The 17475-nt window shown below is 64.7% G+C and carries 16 protein-coding genes; 4 read left to right on the top strand and 12 right to left on the bottom strand.

From position 1 onward, the window contains the following. Positions 1 to 62: 62 nt before the first annotated feature. A complete protein-coding gene (thpR, locus tag HMPREF2526_RS01705; protein WP_083295496.1) occupies positions 63 to 554 on the top strand; it encodes an RNA 2',3'-cyclic phosphodiesterase in 492 nt (163 codons plus the stop codon). Here the strand turns inward: thpR and HMPREF2526_RS01700 are convergent. Genes HMPREF2526_RS01700 through HMPREF2526_RS01655 form a run of 10 tightly spaced genes read right to left on the bottom strand, consistent with a single transcriptional unit; the run spans position 529 to position 12527 of the window. Continuing rightward, complete coding sequence (locus HMPREF2526_RS01700; protein ID WP_070545465.1) at positions 529 to 2166, bottom strand: FUSC family protein; 1638 nt, start codon at positions 2164 to 2166, stop codon at positions 529 to 531. The genes thpR and HMPREF2526_RS01700 overlap by 26 nt on opposite strands. After that, positions 2138 to 3358, bottom strand: coding sequence for an ATP-binding cassette domain-containing protein (locus tag HMPREF2526_RS01695; RefSeq protein WP_070545463.1), 1221 nt, complete (start codon positions 3356 to 3358; stop codon positions 2138 to 2140). The genes HMPREF2526_RS01700 and HMPREF2526_RS01695 overlap by 29 nt, the downstream gene beginning before the upstream one ends. Next, on the bottom strand, positions 3342 to 4100 hold the full coding sequence (locus HMPREF2526_RS01690) for an ABC transporter permease (protein ID WP_070545483.1): 759 nt from the start codon (positions 4098 to 4100) through the stop codon (positions 3342 to 3344). The genes HMPREF2526_RS01695 and HMPREF2526_RS01690 overlap by 17 nt, the downstream gene beginning before the upstream one ends. Continuing rightward, positions 4097 to 5002, bottom strand: a complete 906-nt coding sequence (locus tag HMPREF2526_RS01685) for an ABC transporter permease (RefSeq protein ID WP_070545461.1) — start codon at positions 5000 to 5002, stop codon at positions 4097 to 4099. The genes HMPREF2526_RS01690 and HMPREF2526_RS01685 overlap by 4 nt, the downstream gene beginning before the upstream one ends. After that, complete coding sequence (locus HMPREF2526_RS01680; protein WP_070545459.1) at positions 4999 to 6417, bottom strand: ABC transporter substrate-binding protein; 1419 nt, start codon at positions 6415 to 6417, stop codon at positions 4999 to 5001. The genes HMPREF2526_RS01685 and HMPREF2526_RS01680 overlap by 4 nt, the downstream gene beginning before the upstream one ends. Next, a complete protein-coding gene (locus tag HMPREF2526_RS01675; protein WP_070545457.1) occupies positions 6417 to 7172 on the bottom strand; it encodes a GntR family transcriptional regulator in 756 nt (251 codons plus the stop codon). Before HMPREF2526_RS01675 ends, HMPREF2526_RS01680 begins: the two co-directional genes overlap by 1 nt. Before the next feature lie 51 nt (positions 7173 to 7223). Next, on the bottom strand, positions 7224 to 8204 hold the full coding sequence (locus tag HMPREF2526_RS01670; RefSeq protein ID WP_070545455.1) for an LLM class flavin-dependent oxidoreductase: 981 nt from the start codon (positions 8202 to 8204) through the stop codon (positions 7224 to 7226). A gap of 3 nt (positions 8205 to 8207) precedes the next feature. Beyond that, positions 8208 to 9548: a branched-chain amino acid transport system II carrier protein gene (gene brnQ / locus HMPREF2526_RS01665; protein ID WP_049154806.1), complete on the bottom strand. Its 1341-nt coding sequence runs from the start codon at positions 9546 to 9548 to the stop codon at positions 8208 to 8210. Positions 9549 to 9586: 38 nt separating this feature from the next. Then, positions 9587 to 10684 (bottom strand): MalY/PatB family protein, encoded by a 1098-nt coding sequence (locus tag HMPREF2526_RS01660; RefSeq protein ID WP_046649024.1) that lies wholly within the window; start codon positions 10682 to 10684, stop codon positions 9587 to 9589. 10 nt (positions 10685 to 10694) lie between these two features. Beyond that, positions 10695 to 12527, bottom strand: coding sequence for an ABC transporter ATP-binding protein (locus tag HMPREF2526_RS01655; RefSeq protein WP_046649025.1), 1833 nt, complete (start codon positions 12525 to 12527; stop codon positions 10695 to 10697). Positions 12528 to 12617: 90 nt separating this feature from the next. On the opposite strand from HMPREF2526_RS01655, the gene HMPREF2526_RS01650 reads away from it, so the two are divergent. Next, positions 12618 to 13154, top strand: a complete 537-nt coding sequence (locus HMPREF2526_RS01650; protein ID WP_046649026.1) for a hypothetical protein — start codon at positions 12618 to 12620, stop codon at positions 13152 to 13154. Beyond that, complete coding sequence (gene idi / locus HMPREF2526_RS01645; RefSeq protein WP_070545453.1) at positions 13151 to 13675, top strand: isopentenyl-diphosphate Delta-isomerase; 525 nt, start codon at positions 13151 to 13153, stop codon at positions 13673 to 13675. The genes HMPREF2526_RS01650 and idi overlap by 4 nt, the downstream gene beginning before the upstream one ends. Here idi and HMPREF2526_RS01640 read toward each other — a convergent pair. Beyond that, a complete protein-coding gene (locus HMPREF2526_RS01640; protein WP_070545451.1) occupies positions 13672 to 14943 on the bottom strand; it encodes a carboxylesterase family protein in 1272 nt (423 codons plus the stop codon). The genes idi and HMPREF2526_RS01640 overlap by 4 nt on opposite strands. A 174-nt stretch (positions 14944 to 15117) precedes the next feature. Here HMPREF2526_RS01640 and HMPREF2526_RS13345 point away from each other — a divergent pair, with 174 nt between their 5' ends. Then, positions 15118 to 15273 (top strand): hypothetical protein, encoded by a 156-nt coding sequence (locus HMPREF2526_RS13345; protein WP_168162657.1) that lies wholly within the window; start codon positions 15118 to 15120, stop codon positions 15271 to 15273. Positions 15274 to 15285: 12 nt separating this feature from the next. On the opposite strand, the gene malQ is transcribed toward HMPREF2526_RS13345, so the two are convergent. After that, the gene (gene malQ, locus HMPREF2526_RS01635) at positions 15286 to 17385 is read right to left on the bottom strand and encodes a 4-alpha-glucanotransferase (protein ID WP_246819119.1); all 2100 of its coding nucleotides are present in this window, start codon (positions 17383 to 17385) and stop codon (positions 15286 to 15288) included. Positions 17386 to 17475 lie beyond the last annotated feature (90 nt).

The following is a 17475-nucleotide window of genomic DNA, read 5'->3' as shown; positions in this document are numbered from 1 at the left end:
TTCGCTCTCTTCGAACTCGTGGAGGAACACGTACTCGATCCGAACCTTTTGCTGTCGGTGAAATGATTCGCCTTTTCAGCGCCCTCTTTCCCTCCGCGGAGGCCCGTGAGCACCTCGTACGGGCTGTGCGCCCGCTCAAGGACAACGGGTTGCGGTGGGCGGACCCGGATAACTGGCACATCACCCTCGACTTTTTCGGGGAACAGCCCAATGACGCAGTGGAGGTCCGCGAGGCGCTGCGCGGCATTGAGGCGTCCCCACTCACGCTGAGCCTGAGCGGCGCTGGGTCTTTTGAGAAGCAGGTGCTGTGGGCAGGCGTCAAAGGGCAGGTCAAACACCTCATGCTTGAGCCATCGCACCCGCATCTCACGCTGGCCCGAGCCGGAAGGCGGACGCGTGATCCGTGGCTCATCCCGGATGCGGTGCACGCACTGAGCGTCTACCGCGGCCCCGAGTTCGAGGTTACGGAAATCAACCTCGTCCAATCCTTCTTGGGAGAGGGGCGCGGCGGTGGGCCCCGCTACGAGATCATTGACGCATTTCCGCTGCGGTGATTTTCTCGATGAGCGTGTCCAATTCCGCGCGGCTGGGCTGCGAGAGCGGATTGACCACGCAGAAATCTAAGAGGAAGTAGCCGGCCGGTTGCAAGGCGGTGTGGCGCTCCCAGAACTCGCTGATATCGGAGTGGTTGGTCGCCAGCGACTGGATGCTACGCCGTTCCGAGAGCAGCTCGTAGTGCAGGTCGCGCCGCTGTGCCAGCGCTTCCTCGGGGGTCTTGATGAGTAGCGCGCCGAGCAGGGCGGCCATCGCCTCGAAGCAGCGCGTTTGCAGGCGGTAGTGGTTGGTCAGCTGGGCGCGCGGCTTCCACAGCCACAGGAAGAGCATCGCCACGACCACGGAGAGTCCAATCTCCGCCATGCGCGAGCCGATGGTGTGGGCCATGTGCTCCGAAGAGTTGCCCATGAGCAAAGCGAGCGGCGTGGAGAAGATGACGCACAAGGCGTAGTTCTTCACCACCAGAATCTCTGCGCAGAACTGGCAGAAGGCCAGCGCGAGCACCAACCCCCAGCCGTGCGGGCTGAAGGACGCAATGAGCGCAAAGACGCACACTCCTAAGACGGAGCCCAGCATACGTTGCACACCGCGAATCGTTCCCGGAACCCGGTCCGGCCCCCACTGCAAGAGCAGGAGCACCGAGACCGCGCCCCAGTCCGGGCGGTTGAGCCCCAGCGCCATGCCAATGAACGCGGTGGCCAGGCCACCGAGCGCGATCTTTTCCGCTGTTACCACCGCGTGGGAATTGCCCACCGCGGCGCGGTAGAAGCGGTAGCGCATCGTCGGCTTGGTGTGCGGGATGGTGGTGCGGTCCGGGTCCACGTAGGTGGGGGAATCAGACAGCTCATCCGAGTTGCCGCCGACCTGCTTGTGGTGCGCCACGATGCGCTGCTGCGCGGCCAGCGCGCGGTGCACCAGCTCCGCTTGGGCGGGGTGGCGGATGCGACCGCCGCGGATGACGCCGGCGTCGGCAAGCGCTTGCCAAGCCGTGGAAATCGCGGACTGCGCCTGGTGGTGGCGAGCCAGGAAATCGCTATCGGAGTTCACGAAGGCATCGGCGGCCTTCTCCAACGCGGCCACCGCGCGGGTCTCCGGGCCGTGCGGATCCCGGAAACGCGGCAGCATGCCCAGCACATAGCCCGCCGCCACGCCGGCCAGGCTCCATGCGGCCACCTCCCAGGGCGAGACCCCGCGCAGCATCGTGGAGCCGCCGGCCACCATCACGATGAAGAAGGAACCCGGCGGCGGCAGCCGCAGCGCATTCTGCACGAACGCGCCGGTCGTCGCCAGCACCACCGTAAACACCGCGGACAGCGCCAGCCCATGCACGCCGACGAGGGAACCAGCCGTGGCCGCCAGCGTGAGCAGCCCGCCAGCGGTGAGGATCACGCGGCGTCGCGTGCGGTAGGGGTGCCCCTCGCCATAAATGACGGAGAACGCGCCCGCCGAAATGAGCAGTACCGCATCCGGGTGGCCCGTCGCTACAGCGATCCCGCCGGGGATAATGATCGCCAACGCCGCGCGCAGGGCACCGGGCCAGCGGCGCGCGGAGGTGTTAAAGGCGGTAAAGAGCTGAAGTGCATTAGGACGTTGCGGCAGTGGGTGTTCCATATCGGGAGAACACCTTACTCGTTTCGCCGCGATCCACGAGCCGGCCGTCCTGTAGCACCGCCACCGTGGGGCATAAGTGCCGCACGACGTCAATGTCGTGGGAGACGAAAACCAGCGTCATGTCCTTCGTTACGCGCTGTAGAAGCTCGAGGACCTGGGCCCGCGAGGTGGCATCCAGGGCCGAGACGGCCTCGTCCGCCAGCAGAATCTCTGGCTTGCCCACCACGGCGCGCGCCAGCGAGATGCGTTGGCGCTGCCCGCCGGAGAAGTCCCGGGGATAGCGCTCGAAGCCGTCGATGCCGACCTCCCGCAGCACCGCCTCGGCTTCTTCGCGCGTCCCGCCGCCCTCGGCCACGATCTTCCAGATAGGCATGCGCGGGTTGAGCGAGCCCTTAGGGTCTTGGAAGACCATGTGCACACGCTTCTTCACCGCCACCGTCCCCGACGTCGGCTCCGCCAGCCCCGTGAGCAGCTTGAGCAGCGTGGATTTGCCGGAGCCGGAACCGCCGACGATGCCGAGGCGCTCGCCCTCGCGGACGGTGAGGGAGACGTCGTCCAGCGCGGTCACCCCGTGGTAGGCCTTGGTCACGTTCTGCAGCTCGATGACGGGGTCGCCCAGGGTGGGCATGGGCGGCGGGGTGAGGTCGGGAGTGGTGAGCTCGCCGATGCGCACGACGCGGTCGCACACGCGCTTGACGACGTCCCGGTCATGGCTAATAAACAGCAGCGCCGTATCCTCCTTATCCGCGGCATCCACGATGGTGGAGAGGATCTCCTCCTGGGTGAAGGGATCCAGGGCGGTGGTTGGCTCATCGCAGATGAGCAGCTTGGGGTGGCGGGCCATGGCCATCTCGATGAGCGCGCGCTGGCGCTGCCCACCGGAAAGCTGGTGCGGGAAGCGGTTGAAACCGGGCACCTTCATCAGCGGGTCGAGCGCGGTCATGGGCTCTTGGAAGACCATGGCCAGCGGCAGCTTGCGCAGGTCGCGGTCGCGCATGCCCAGCAACTCCTGGCCGTTGAAGCGGATGGAGCCGGTGGCCTGCAAGTGGTCGGGCAACAGCCCCATGATGGCTAGGGCGGTGAGGGACTTGCCGCTGCCGGAATCGCCGATGAGGCCGACGCGCTCGCCGGGTGCGATGGAAAAGGAGAGGGGGCCGACGGGGCCCACGCGCAGATCAGTGACGGTCAGCATGGCTTCCTAGCAGGTTGAATCCGAGGACGGTGCCGGCGATGGCCAGCCCGGGCCACAGCGCTTGGAGGGGGTGGGTGGCCAGGAGGGGTTGGGCGTCGTGCAGCATGCGACCCCACGAGGCGGTCGGCGGGGCAGTGCCCAGGCCGAGGTAGGAGAGGCCGGCTTCGGCGAGGACGGCCAACGCAAAGTAGACGGAGGCCTGGATGGCCACGATGCCGCCGAGGTTGGGTAGGACGTGGCGCCACGCGATGAGCGCCGGCGGCACGCGCGAGATGCGGGCGGCGGCGATATAGTCCTGCGTCATGATTTGCAGCGTGCCCGAGCGCGTGACCCGGATGAAGGAGGGGATGCCGGCGATGCCGATGGCGATGGTCGCCGTGAGCGTCGACGAGCCCCACACCGCGCCGGCGACGATGGCCAGAAGGAGCGCGGGGAAGGCGAGCAGCAGGTCGGTGGCCGCCATGATGAAGCCACCACCGCGCATCCCGGCGATAATGCCCAGCGGTACCCCGATGAGGGCGGCGATGGCCACCGCCACCACGCCCACCAGCACGGTGATCTGGGCGCCGGCGAGGATGCGGGAGAAGGTATCGCGCCCGAAGCGGTCGGTGCCCATGAGGTGCTCCAGGCTGGGGCCGGCCAGGCGGTCTGGGGAGATGAGGTTCGGGTCATAGGGCGTCCACACCAGGGAGACCATAGCGAGCAGGATGGTCAGGCCCACCAGAATATAGCCGGGTTTCATCGCGCCTCCTTCAGCCGCGGATCGATGACCCGGTAGGCCAGATCCGTGAGCAGGTTGACGGTCAGCGTGAAGGTCACGAAGACCATGATGAGGGTCTGGACGGTGGTGAGGTCGCGGGTGGAGACGGCGTCGAGAAGCATTGAGCCAAGACCTGGGATGACGAAGACGTTCTCGATGACCACCGCGCCCACCACCAGGGTGCTCAGCTGCACGCCGGTGACGGTGAGCACCGGCAGGGCGGCATTGCGCAGTCCGTGACGGATCAGCGCCCCGGTGCGGGATTCACCCAGGGAGCGGGCGGTGCGGATATAGTCCTTGTCCATTTCCTCGCGGAGGGTGGCGCGCACGTAGCGGGTGAGCATCGCTCCTTGCACCAGCGCCAGCGAGATGACGGGAAGCACGAGGTGGCTCAAACCCTCGCGAGGCAGCTGCCAGCCGTTGGCCGGCAGCCATCCCAGGTGCACGGAGAACACGGCAACCAGCAAAATACCGACGAGGAAGCTCGGTACCGCGATGCCCAGCTGCGTGGCGGCATTGAGCACGGGGAGGCGAAAGCGGGCGAGCAGGATGCCCATGGGGATAGCACCGACCAGGGCGAGGGCGATGGCCAGCCCAATGAGCAACAGCGTAACCTGCGCGCGGTCAATCACCAGCGGGGTGATGTCCTGCTGCGAGGACAGGGAGATTCCGAAGTTGCCGGTCAACAGCCCTTTCATCCACTCCAGGTACTGCACGAGAAGCGGCCGGTCCAGGCCCATGGAGTGCGTTAGCTTCTCCACGGCCTCGTCCGTGGCGTTGACGCCCAAGGCCACGCGCGCCGGGTTTCCGGGTACGGCCCGCATGAGCAGGAAGATGATGATGGAGGCGGCCCACATGGTGCCGAGGAAGCGCAGGATTCTCATCGCACTCCTCGCAACTCAATGGCATCGGTGATCTGATTCGGCTGCAGGCCGGTCAGGCCCTCGCGGTAGAGCACGATATTGGGCATGTTCATCAAGGTCAGGGCGGGCATGTCCTCCATGATCTGGTCCACGGCCCCTTTCATGTCATCCTGCTCCAGAAGCGTGCGGGCCTGCGGCGAATCGTAGCCGAGGTAATAGTCAGGGTTGCCAAAGATGGTGGGGATATCGCGCGGTTCGACGTGCGCGACGAGCGACATCTGATAGTCCTTGGCGCCCATGACTTGGCTCAGCCACACCGCGGGAAACTCCGCGGTTTCCAGCGTGACCTCAAAGCCCATCTCTGTGAGCTGCGAGTAGAGGAACTCGGAGAGCGTTTGCGCATAGGGCAGGCTCGGCACGGTGAGCGTGAGCGGCGTGCCCACCGCCCCGGCCTCTTCCATCAGCGCGCGGGCGCGCGCCGGGTCGTAAGGGTAGTAGTCCTTCCCGCTAAACCAGGGATCGGTCGGCGGGACGGGTGCGCCACCGGTATCTTTCGCGCGGCCCTCCCAGAGGATCTCGTTGGCGGCCTGGCGGTCGATGCCATAGGCCACCGCGCGGCGCACGCGGGGATCGTCGAAAGGCGCTGCTTGGTTATTCATGGATAGCAGCACCTCGCCGTTCGTGGTGCCCACGGCGGTTTCGATGGAGTCATCGAGGGTGTCGAGCAGCTCGGGGTTCTGCACGCCCCACACCGCATCAACCCCGCCGGAGCGCAGGGCGTTAACCGCGGTGAGGGAATCCGGGAAGTAGCGGATGGTGATGTCTTCGGCAGCCGGGGTGCCCCAGTAGTCCGGGCGGGCGCGCAGGGCGATGTATTCGTTGGGGGAGAAGCCGGCGACGGCGAAGGGGCCGGTGCCCACAGCGTCAGTGGGGGTGCGCATCGCGCCAATAGCGGTGCCCATAGACCATAACCACCCAGCGGAGGGGCGGTGAAGGGTGACAACGAGCGTGTGATCGTCGACAGCCGTGGCGGATTCCACCACGTCCATCTGGGCGCTAATGCCGTTCGTCCACTCCGTCTTCACCGCGTTGATGGACCACGCGGCGGTGTGCGCGGTGAAAGCCTCGCCGTTCGAGAAGGAAGCCTCACGCAGGTGGAAGGTGTAGCGCGTGGAGTCCACCTCCCAGGACTCGGCCAGGCCGGGCACGATCTCGCCCTCCGGGGAGATGCGCACCAGGGTTTCGTAGACGTTGCTTATGAGGGCTGCCGGGATGGCGGCGCCGCCGACGGTGGTGAAATCCAGGGAGGTCGCCGGCGTCGTGGTGGCCAGCGTCAGCGCGGCGGAATCAGAATCAACCACTGCTGTGGAGCCAGCAGAACACGCGCTTAACGACGCCCCCACGACCACCCCCAGCGCACCAATCCAGGCCCTCATCATCCTTCCGACAGCTTGACCTCGAGCGGGGACGTGGTGCCGCGCACGTTCGTCATACCAAGCGTCATGCGGTCCCCGAGGTACAGGATTTCGGTGCACTCGACGGGATGTCCGGAGTGATCCGAGATGTCGAGGTGCAGGCGCCACAGCGGGATGCCGGGCTCGACATTGAGGGAACGCGCATCCTCCTCGCTGGCGTAGGCAAGGGAGAGCTCGCGGTTGACGCTGTCGAAGTCCACACCCTGCTTGCGCAGGTGATCGTGGATGGACTCATTGTCGGCATCGAAGCTGAGGATCTGGCTGCCCACGTCCAATGGGAAGAACATGCGCTCGATGGCGATGGGCATGCCGTTGGCGCTGCGCACGCGGTGCACAAAGATAACGGGGGAGCCGGTTTCTACCCGCAGGAACTCGGCCTCCCTATCGGTAGCAGGGCAGCGCCCCAGCCACAACGTGGACGCGCCGGGCTCGAAGCCGCGCTCGCGCAGCCAGTGCGTAACGGAGTAAATGGAATCGAAGGACTCCGAGGTAAAACGGCCGAGGACGACGGAGCGGCGGCCACGGCCGGAGGAGATGAGCCCTTCCGAGCGCAAAGCCGCGACGGCTTGGCGCACGGGGCCGCGGGAGGAGGAGAATTGCTCGCAGAGCTCGGCCTCGCTGGGCAGGAAATCACCAGGGGAAAGCTTCTTGCTGCGAATGAGGGTGCGCAGATAATCAGCGATAATGCTGTGCTGCTGAGTACCGCGAAGGGCCACCGGGATCCTCCTCTATGTAAAACGCTGTGACGGGCAACGATGCGCGTACGCCTACAATTGCCACGCGCGCGCCAGGTTACTCATGTTACCCAACGCGGCCTTGTGGCTTGTGGATTGCAGGGAAATCATGAGTTCGTCCGCCTGCGCCAACTTCTGGAAGTCGGTGAGGTACTCGCGCACGTGCTCTACATTTCCGACCGCGGAGTATTGCAGCATGCTGATGATCTGCTGGCCCTGCGGGGAATCGATGATGCGGGCGACGTCGGCGTCGCTGAGCTGCTTGCCGCGGCTGACGAAGGCCTTCACGCGGCGGAAGCAGACCTTCTCGAATTCCTCTTCTGCGTCATCCCCCGCGGTGACGTTGACACCGGCGATGACATAGGGCTCGGGGTGGGCCTCGGAAGGCTGGTAATTCTCGCGGTAATAGGCCGTGGCGGCTTCCAAGTGCTGCGGGGCGAAGTGCGAGGCGAAGGCATAAGGCAGCCCGAACTTGGCGGCCAGCGAGGCACCGAAAAGCGAGGAGCCCAGGATGTAAATCGGCACGTTCGTGCCGTGGCCGGGGATAGCCTGCACACCGGGGACGAGAGATTTGCCGGAAAGGTAGCCCTGCAGCTCCTTGACGTCCTCGGGGAAGCGCTCGGCGGCGTTTCTATCGCGGCGCAGGGCGCGGCCCAAGGTCTTCATATCGGTGCCGGGTGCGCGGCCCAAGCCTAAGTCGATGCGGCCGGGGTAGAGCTCGGCGAGGGTTCCGAATTGTTCAGCGATAACATAAGGCGCGTGGTTCGGCAGCATGATGCCACCAGCACCGAGGCGAATGCGCTCGGTCTTCGCACCGATGTGGGCGATGAGCACCGCCGGGGAGGACGAGGAAATGGAGGGCATGTTGTGGTGCTCGGTGTACCACATGCGCTTAAAGCCCAAGGCCTCCGCCTGTTGCGCTAGTTCGACCGACCTAGCCATGGACTGAGAAGGAGTCTCCCCCTCATAAATGGTGCAGAAATCGAGGATGGATAGAGCCGCGCGAGGCGTCATGGACTACTCACTTTTCTTCGACGAGGATGTAGATACAACGTCGATGATAACCCCGATGGCAAATGCGAGGAGCGTGGGAATTACCCAGCCCAGGCCAACGTCTTGACCAGGGGAGAAGCTGAGCGGGGCGCCGAAGGAAGTGGCGGCGGACCACAGGACGGAGACCCACAGCGCCAAGCGGAAGCCCCAGTAGAAGGTGACCCTCTTTTTGACCGCCGGCTGCAGAAGCGTCAGCGCGATCAACGAGATAGCCGGCGGGTACAAGAACACGATGAAGGGCACCGCGATGGCAAGCACCGTGTCCAGACCCTGGAAGGCGAAGGCGATGGACAGTGCGGTAAACAAGCAAGCCCAGAAGTGGTAGGTGGTCTTCGGTACCAGCATGGCGAAGAACTCCGAGGTGGCGGAAATCAGGCCCACGGCGGTGGTCATGCACGCCAGGATGACGATGGCGGAGAAGACGGCCTGGCCGACGTTGCCCATGGTGAGATTGGAGGCGTCGGCAAGCAAGGCGGCGCCGGAATCGTAGGATGCACCGTTCGGCATGGTTTGGCCGATCCACGCCAGGCCCAGATAAATAGCGGCGAGCAGCGCGCCGGCGATGACGGTGGAAGTGATGGTTCCGCGCAGCAGCGCCCGGTCGGTGGAGAAGCCCTTGGAACGCAGCGAGGTCACGATGACGATGGAGAAAGCCAGGCCCGCGATGGCGTCCATGGTGTTGTAGCCCTCAAAGAGACCCGTGACGAAGGGCGCGGAAGCGTACTCCTCAGTCGGGGTGCCGGGAACGCGGGGATTCGCCACGGTAGCGAGGGTGATGAGGACGGCGAGCAGGATGACCAGTGCCGGGGTCAGGAACTTTCCTAGGGTGTCGATGATGTCATTCGGGCGCCAGGCCAGGGCCAAAGCGATGAGGAAGAAGACGACGTTGAAGGCACCGTTGGCAAAGGTGCCCTCCCACCCGAGCAGCGGGGTAATCGCAGTCTCCATGGAGACCGCGCCGGTGCGCGGCAGGGCGTAGAAGGCACCGATGGCCAGGTAGGCGATGACGGAGAAGGCCACGCCGAAGATCTTGCCGCCGTGGTTTCCGATGTCTCGCACGGATTGACCGGAAATGGCCACCGCGATCACCGCCAAGACCGGCAGTGCCACGCCAGCAGCGAGGAAGCCCAAGGTGGCCGGCCAGAAGTTGGTGCCGGAGGAGACACCGACCTCCGGCGGGAAGATGAGGTTGCCCGCTCCGAAGAACATGGAGAAGAGCATGAGGGAGGCAACGATCACGATGCCGATGGGCGAGCTCGTCTTCGAAGCGGACTGGGCGGGGGCCTGAACGTCATTTATGGACATTTTTCTAAGGATAATGCCCATGACATGAGATGTAAATTTTAGCTAAATGCTTTCTCCAGCCGGTCGAGCGCCTCTTCCAGCAGCTCGCGTGAGGTTGCGAAATTAAGACGGGCATGATGCTCGCCGCCCGTACCGAAGGTGACACCCTCGTTGAGGGCTACCTTGGCGTGCTCACGCACCCAGGCCGCGGGCTTCGGGTCATCCCCAATGGCGGTCTCGCTAAAGTCCAACCACAGAAGGTAAGTAGCCTGCGGGTGGGAAGTCTTGAGGCCAGGCACGCGCTTGGGCAGCTCCTCCACCAGCCAGTCGCGGGTCTTCTTCAGATACTCGATTTCCTCGTCAAGGAACTCGCTGCCGTGGCGGTAGGCGGCCTCTGCCGCCAAGATGCCGAGCGTGCCGGTGCCGTCCTTGGCTACGCCGGTCAGCGAGTTCCAGCGCTCGACGTCCGCGGTGTTGGAGAAGATCACCTGCGCGCACTTTAGCCCTGCGGTATTCCATGCTTTGGACGTGGCGGTGACGGTAATAACGCGGTCGGACAAAGCGCCGAGCGGGATGTGGCGGCCTTCGTAGACCAGCGGGGCGTGGATCTCATCGGAGAGGATGCGGGCATCGTACTTCTCCGCCAGCTCCACCAGCCCTCGCAGCCAGTCCTCATCAAAGACAATGCCCAGCGGGTTATAGGGGTGGGAGAGCAGGATGGAGCCGGCGCCGGCCTGGAAGGCGCGCTCGATATCATCGAGCTCCAGCGAGGTTTCAATCTTCTCGCGCCCGGCGGTCTCCGGCAGCTCCAGCAGCGGCGGGTAGGAGGGAACCGGCACGGCCACCGCGCCCTCAGTAAAGTACTGCACGCCGAGCAACAAGCCGCGCACCACATCCCCGATCCAGAAGACGTGTTCTGGGCGCCAGCCGTAGCGCGATTCGTAGAAATTTGCTATTGCCGCGTTGAGCTCGGAGGCCTTGGGCGCTGGGGTGTAGCCGAAGGATTCGGCGTCGACCGCCTCCTGGATGGCCTCCTTGACCGCCGGCGCGGTGAGGAAGTCTGATTCGGCGATCCACAGCGGGATGACGTCTTCGTCATAGACGGTCCACTTGCGGGTGCCGCGGGCGGAGAGTTCTTTCAGGCTAGGGAAACGCATGCGTCCCACCTTACTCGTCGGTGGCTTGGACGAATCCGTATTTTTTCAATCGCTGCCGGTCGGCGGCGGAGGCGGATTGGGTCAGGCGCAGCAGCTCAGCGTAGATGCCGCCCGACTGCGCCAGCTCCGCCGGCGAGCCGATCTCGGAGATGCGGCCGCGGTCCAGGGTGATGATGGTGTCCACGTCCGCGATGGTGGACAGGCGGTGCGCGATGATGAGCGTGGTGCGGTCCTTCATGAGCTCATCCAGACCAGCCTGCACGGCACGCTCGGCCTTGGTGTCCAGCGCCGAGGTGGCCTCGTCGAGGACGAGGATGGGGGCGTCTTTCAGCATGGCGCGCGCCACGGCCACGCGTTGCTTCTGCCCGCCGGAGAGCTTAAGGCCGCGCTCGCCGATGACGGTGTCGTAGCCATCGGGGAATTCCTCGATGAAGTCGTGTGCATTGGCACGCTTGGCGACGCCCACGATCTCCTCCACCGTCGCCCCCGGCTTGCCATAGGCGATGTTTTCCTTGATGGTGCCGGAGAACAGATAGGACTCTTGGAAGACCACGCCGACTGAGGCGCGCAGGCGCTCCGCAGTAAGTTCCGCAGTGTCGTGGCCCAGTACCGTCAGTTTTCCCTCCGTGGGCTGGTAGAGGCCCAACAGGAGGTTGACCAAGGTGGACTTGCCGCCGCCGGACTCGCCGACGAGTGCCACCTTGTGGCCCTCTTGGGCGGCGAAGGTGATATCGGCGACGACCGGCTTATCCGATTCATAGGAGAAGGACACGTCCTCGAAGGCGAAGACTGGGCCTTCGGTCGGGCGCAGCGGCTCGGCCGGGGTGAGGTCGAGCTCCGGCACGTCGGAGGTTTCAGCGGCGGCGACCAGCTGCGGGTTGACCGTGGGCTCCGGGACTTCCTCCATGACCTTGAAGTAGTCCTTGGAGCCGGCGATGGCGCGCTGGCTGACATCCACGATCCAGCTCATCATGAACACCGGCTGCTTAGCCATGTTTACCAGCTGCAGGAGCATGACCATGTCACCGATGGAGAAATGGCCCTCCAAGGTGCGCCAGAAGATCAGGCCATAGATGCCTAAGAAGATCAGCGCCATGGCCGCGCCACGGGCGGTATCCATGGAATGCCACCAGCGCGACTGCGGCTTCGTGGTATCCACCACCGTGCGGTAGCGCGAACCGAAGGAGGCCAACTCGCGGGCCTCAGCGACGAAGGACTTAGTCACCTTTACTTGGCCGATGACCTCCGCGAAGCGCCCGTTGGCCACGTCGATGTTCTCATTCTTGATGGCCTCAAACCCCTGCCAGCGCTCCGAGGTCAGTGCGGTTAGCCACATGTAGATAGGGAAGAGCGCTGCCAGCAGGATGGCCAGCGGCCAGTAGTACACCGCGGTGATGACCAGCACCGCTGCCGCCTGGATGAGCATGACGAAGAAGTTATTGGAGAAGGACTGCAGGAACTGCGTGATATTCGCAATCGAGCGGTCCAAGCGCGCGATGATGGTGCCGGTGACCTGGTTGTCGTAATAACCCTGCGGCACAGAGAGCAGCTTGGCAAAGTAGCGCGTCGAAAGAATCTGGCGCAGGCGTGCGACCATGACATCGCCGATATAGCCGCCGATATTCTTCACCACGTTGCCCAGCGCATCCGCCACAAAGAGCGCCACGACCCACCACAGGATGGTGCGCAGCGGGCCGCCTGCGACGACGGTGTCGGTGGCTTCGCGGAGGATAAACGGGGTCAGCAGCGACAGAATCGCGGTGACTGACGCGGTGATAAGGACGCCAAGATAAAACGGCCACAGGGCGGATGCGCTGCGGACGATGCGGAGAATAGAGTTCATCGCCGGCCGATGTTACGCCCTTAATAGGAATATCCAACCTGTCGACTAAGGTAGGGGAGAAACCGAAGTCGTGATGGAAAAGGATCCGCGGTGAAGAAATACCTCCCCCTAGCGTGCGCCCCGCTGTGCCTGGCTGCCTTGTCAGGCTGCAGCATCCTCCAGCCGCCGGACGTGGGCCCGCAGGACAACATCGTGGTGTCTAGCTCGGAGCCGCCGACCTTTGAGGCCAAGGATGTAGATGCTCATGAGGTCACCTCCAACCTGGCGGCACCCGTCAAAGATGAGGGGCTCAACGTGGAGTTCGAGCTCCAGGGGCTGTACTCCGGCGGCGGTGGAACGGTGCTGACGGTGAAGATTCACAACCTCAACGAGGTGCCCCTGCCTGCCGACGCCCTTGCGGAACCCACCCTCGAGCGCGCTGACGGCAACGGCGGCTGGGCCACCGTGGATCCCGTCCCTTATGACCCGGAGGTCAACGTGGACCTGGCCGCGCCGGGCTTGGATCACCCGCTGGGCGCCGGTGCGTCCACCAACCTTCAATATGTCTATAACGTTGCCCCAGGCAACCTCTGGAACGCGCGCTTTAGCATCGGCAACGTGCGCTATGTAGGAGACCTCAATCTATGACGGAACTCGTCGTTCTAGCCTCGCCGGAGGGCAAGCCCGCCGGCACCGCTGACAAGGCCGCCGTACACACCGCAGATACCCCGCTGCATTTTGCCTTTTCCGCGTGGGTGGTACGCGATGGCCAGCTGCTGCTGACCCGCCGCGCCCTGTCCAAGCTGACCTGGCCCGGCGTGTGGACCAATTCCTTCTGTGGGCACCCGGGCCCGGATGAGCCGACTGCCGACGCCGTCGTGCGCCGCGGCCGCTTCGAGCTTGGGCTGACCGGTACGCCGCGTTTGGTGTTGCCGGACTTTGCTTACCGCGCGGTGGATTCCTCCGGCGTGGTGGAGAATGAAATCTGCCCGGTCTACCTCTTCGAGACCGAAGACGATCCGACGCCCAACCCGGAGGAGGTCGACTCCTTCGAGTGGGCGCCGGTGCGCGATGTGCTCGCTGCCGTCGACGCCACACCTTTTGCCTTTAGCCCGTGGATGGTGGAGGAGCTGACCCACGAGCCGCTGCGCGCGGCCCTTCTGGCCTAGAGCAAGCTTCCGTCCTGAGCAAAGGCCGCCGAAATATAATCCAAGCTGGAATACGCCACGCGATGCTCGTCGTTATCCAGGTTGTACTCCCAGATTGCGTGCTCCGGGCGGTAGGCCTCGAATCCGGGCTCGCCTGTGCGCACAAAGTCCTGCAGCCACTGGGCCAGCGGCGTCCTGCCGAAGAGCGGACGCAGCTCCTCGCAGTGCAGGGCCGGGCCCGAGGATCGGGTAAATTCCACCATCCAGGTCTTCCCCGGAGCCTTCTCCGCCACTTCGGCCGCCCACCGGCGGATGATGGAATCGCCCACCATTCGGCCCATCGGGCGGTCCTTGTCCATGTGCTGCGCCACCTGATACCAGGGTGTGAAACCGTTGCGGGGAAAGCCGAAGCGCGGCGCCGCATAGCGCAGGATGAGGGCACGGAAAGGGGAGCGGTCGACCTTCTGCGTGGCTGGGATGTTGTAGAACTCGTCGCGGGTGCTGGCGAGGATGAGGGGGACGTCGGCAAGCTGCCCACACTCCAGCGGGGTGGGGCCCAGCGCCATATCGAGGCTGTACTTCTTGCGGAACTTGGCGTAGCCGGCGGCGAGCTCCTCCTGGCTCATCGCCGCCAGGGAGGAACGCGTGATGGGCTTCTTCATCACCTGGCGCAGAGTGGCGCTGCGCTCCTCGAAGGTTTCGCGCGGAAAGCCCGGGGACAGAGCTAGCGCTCGCCGAAACGCCCCTCGGTAGTGGTCGCGCCGGCACAGCCACAGTACGGCGTTGGCGCCGGCGGACTGGCCCAAGATGGTGACGTTGGTGGGATCGCCGCCGAATGCCTCGATGTTGTTCTGGATCCATTCCAAGCCCAACTGCAGGTCCTCGATGGCGCGGTAGCGGTCGGGCTCGTCATCACGAAAACGGGCAAGCCCCGGCAGACCCACACGATAACCGAGTTGCACGTGGACGATGCCCGCCTGCGCGGTCGGCGTGCCCTCCGCGCGGGGATCCTCGTGGGAGCCGTGCTCGTAGCGGCCGCCGTGGATATAGACCAACGTCGGCGCCAGGGACGTCGCGCGGTTGCTGGGCGCGGGGGCGGTGATGGTCAGCGCGATCTTCTCCGGGTGAGGGGTGCGCGCATCCTGGTCACGTGGCGGTGCGGGTTCGGGGTTCTCAAAATCCCCGGGGATGTGGGAGTACTCGATGGAATGGAAATGGGCCACGTCCTCATCGAGGTAGCCGGTGATGGTGCCCGCGGGGCAGGTGACGGTGAAAGGTGCACGGCTCATGCACAACAGGCTACCCTGAGGGCATGGAATGGCTCGTGCAGGCGCCGGTGTGGGTGCAAATGGCGGTGCTCGCCGTCACGGCGGTGCCGGCCGCAACCGTCATGGGGTGGCTCCTGATGTGGGCAATCGACCGGGTGTATTCGTGGCTTGTGCCCGTGACTAGGATGAAGAACCATGACTCCCGATGATCACCGCGAAGGCCTGTGGGACCCCGAGCGCTCCGAACACGTCCACCGCAAGCGGGCACTGCCTAAATCCCGAGTGAGCGTGACCCTGTGGCTGATGATCGCGCTCATCGTCGTGGTGGCAGTGGTGGGCGTCGTCCTTTAAAGGGACGACGCTTTAGCGTTCGTCCCCTGGCCTCTTGGCGGCTTGGGCGAGGCGCTGGTAGAGCTCCTGCTTCGGTAGATCCTCCAAGAGGACTGGCTCGCCGGCGGTATTGCACAGCGGGATACACCAGTTGGGGTACTGGTCCTTCGTCGTGCCCGGTTGGTTCTGTGCGCGCACGTCACCGACCATATCCACCACGTTGGTCACCGTCAGTGCCGAGGGAGTTCCCGCAACATAGCGGTGCAGGGCAACCAGCACGTCCTCTTCGTTCTCGCGATTGTCCAACATGCCATAGGCCTGCAGATTATCCTTGACCTCTTCCTGCCACGCGCGGTCCTCGGCCTCTTCTTCCGCCACCGGGCGGGTCAGCAGACCCAGGCGGGCGCGCAGTGCGATGTGATCGCCGCGCAGGAAGGCGAGCGTTGGCGGCAGATCGTGCGTGCCCACCGAGGACATCGCCATGTGGCGGTACTGATCCTGCGGGCGCGGGGTGGGGCCTTCGTTGGCGTGCTCAAACCAGATGATCGTGGTGCCAAGTACTCCCATGTCCTGCAGGGCATTCTGGACCCAGGGTTCCAGGGTGCCCAGGTCCTCGCCGACGAGGACCGCGCCGGCGCGTTCGGCCTCGAGCGCGAGGATGCCGAGCATGGCTTCCCAGTCATAGGTCACGTAGGTGCCGTTGAGTGGGGTGGACTGGCGCGGGATCCAGTACAGGCGGAAAAGGCCCAGCACGTGGTCGACGCGCAGACCGCCGGCGTTGCCCAGCATCGTGCGCAGCAAATCGCGCCACGGCTCGTAGCCGGCTTCTGCCAGACGGACCGGGTGCCACGGCGGCTGCGACCAGTCCTGGCCCTGCTGGTTATAGTCATCCGGCGGAGCACCCACCGAGCACTGGGGAGCCAGGTACTCGGAGAGGTTGACAGCATCGGCACCAGCGGGGTGGATGCCCACGGCCATATCGGTGATAAGCCCGATGCTCATGCCGGCGTCGAGCGCGCGGCGCTGGGCGGCATCCAGCTGCTCATCGCAGAGGAACTGCAGCCAGGAATAGAACTCGGCTAAGTCGTTGACGTCGAGGCTCAGCGCGTGGCGGCGACCACTGTGGCGCGAGAGTTCAGTCTCTGCACACCACAGCGCGAAATTGCGCAGGCCGCGGCCCTCGCGGCGCTGGTACTCGCTGAAGGCGGTGCGGCGCTCCGGGGTCATTCCCTGGTTGAAGAGCTCCTGCAGCACCTGCAGCTTGGCCTCGAAGATGGAATCGCGGTCGATCTCTTCGGCAGACCGGTTGCGCTCGCGGAACTCGGCGGCGAGCTCGGCGACGTCCTCCTGAAGCTCCGGGCTGAGCTGTTTCAGCTCCGGAATATCCTCGATGCGGATGTAAATCGGGTTGATGAAACGCCGCGTGGTGGGCAGGTAGGGCGAATCCTCCACAGGCGGGATTGGCTCGCCCGCGTGCAGCGGGTTGATAAGGAGGAAGTCATAATCCGGAGCCAGTACCTCCGCGAGCTCGGCTAGATCTCCGAAATCGCCCATGCCCCAGGACTTCTCGGAGCGCACCGAATACAACTGCGCCATCGCGCCCGCGGCGGGGCGCTCGAGGAAGCGATCTGCTGTGCTCAGATGGTTCGGCACGACGATGAGCGGGCATTCGTGTTCGCCGATGCCGGGCGAGGATAAGTGCAGCTTGTGGAAACCTAAGGGCAGGTCACCGGGGACGTGGAAGCTGGCCTCGCCCCACATGGTTCCGGCGACGTCGGCAGCCGGGGCGTTGTTCGGATCCTGGTAAGTCGGCCGCGTCTCGCCGTTTTCCAGCTCGATGGTGACGGTGACGGGGTCGCCGTCGTGGACGTGGACGACGAAAGACTTTTCGGCACCCTCGCGGGCCACCACGCACGGCGGCAGCGGGCGGGAGGCGCGCTCGAGATAATCCTCGAACAGGGCTTGGGTTAGCTCCTCATCGTCCGGACGGTCGGAGATAGAGACGCCGAGTGCGCGCAGCGTATAGGTAATTGTTTCCTCGCTGACGTACACGGGCTGTCCGTTCTGGGCGGTGTACTCGCAGGCCACGCCGTGGCGTTGGGCAAGTTCTTGAAGCAGATCACGGGTAGTCACATCCCCCAATTGTGCCACGCCCTCCCTGCGCGCGGGAGAAATCCGGTTGGTAGAGTGGGCTGGAATTTAATTTTTGTGGGAAAGGACACA

The sequence above is a fragment of the Corynebacterium sp. HMSC070E08 genome, from assembly GCF_001808895.1.
Lineage (GTDB): Bacteria > Actinomycetota > Actinomycetes > Mycobacteriales > Mycobacteriaceae > Corynebacterium > Corynebacterium hiratae.
Note: the sequence above shows the minus strand (reverse complement) of the source record. Positions and strands in the feature narration are given on the sequence as shown.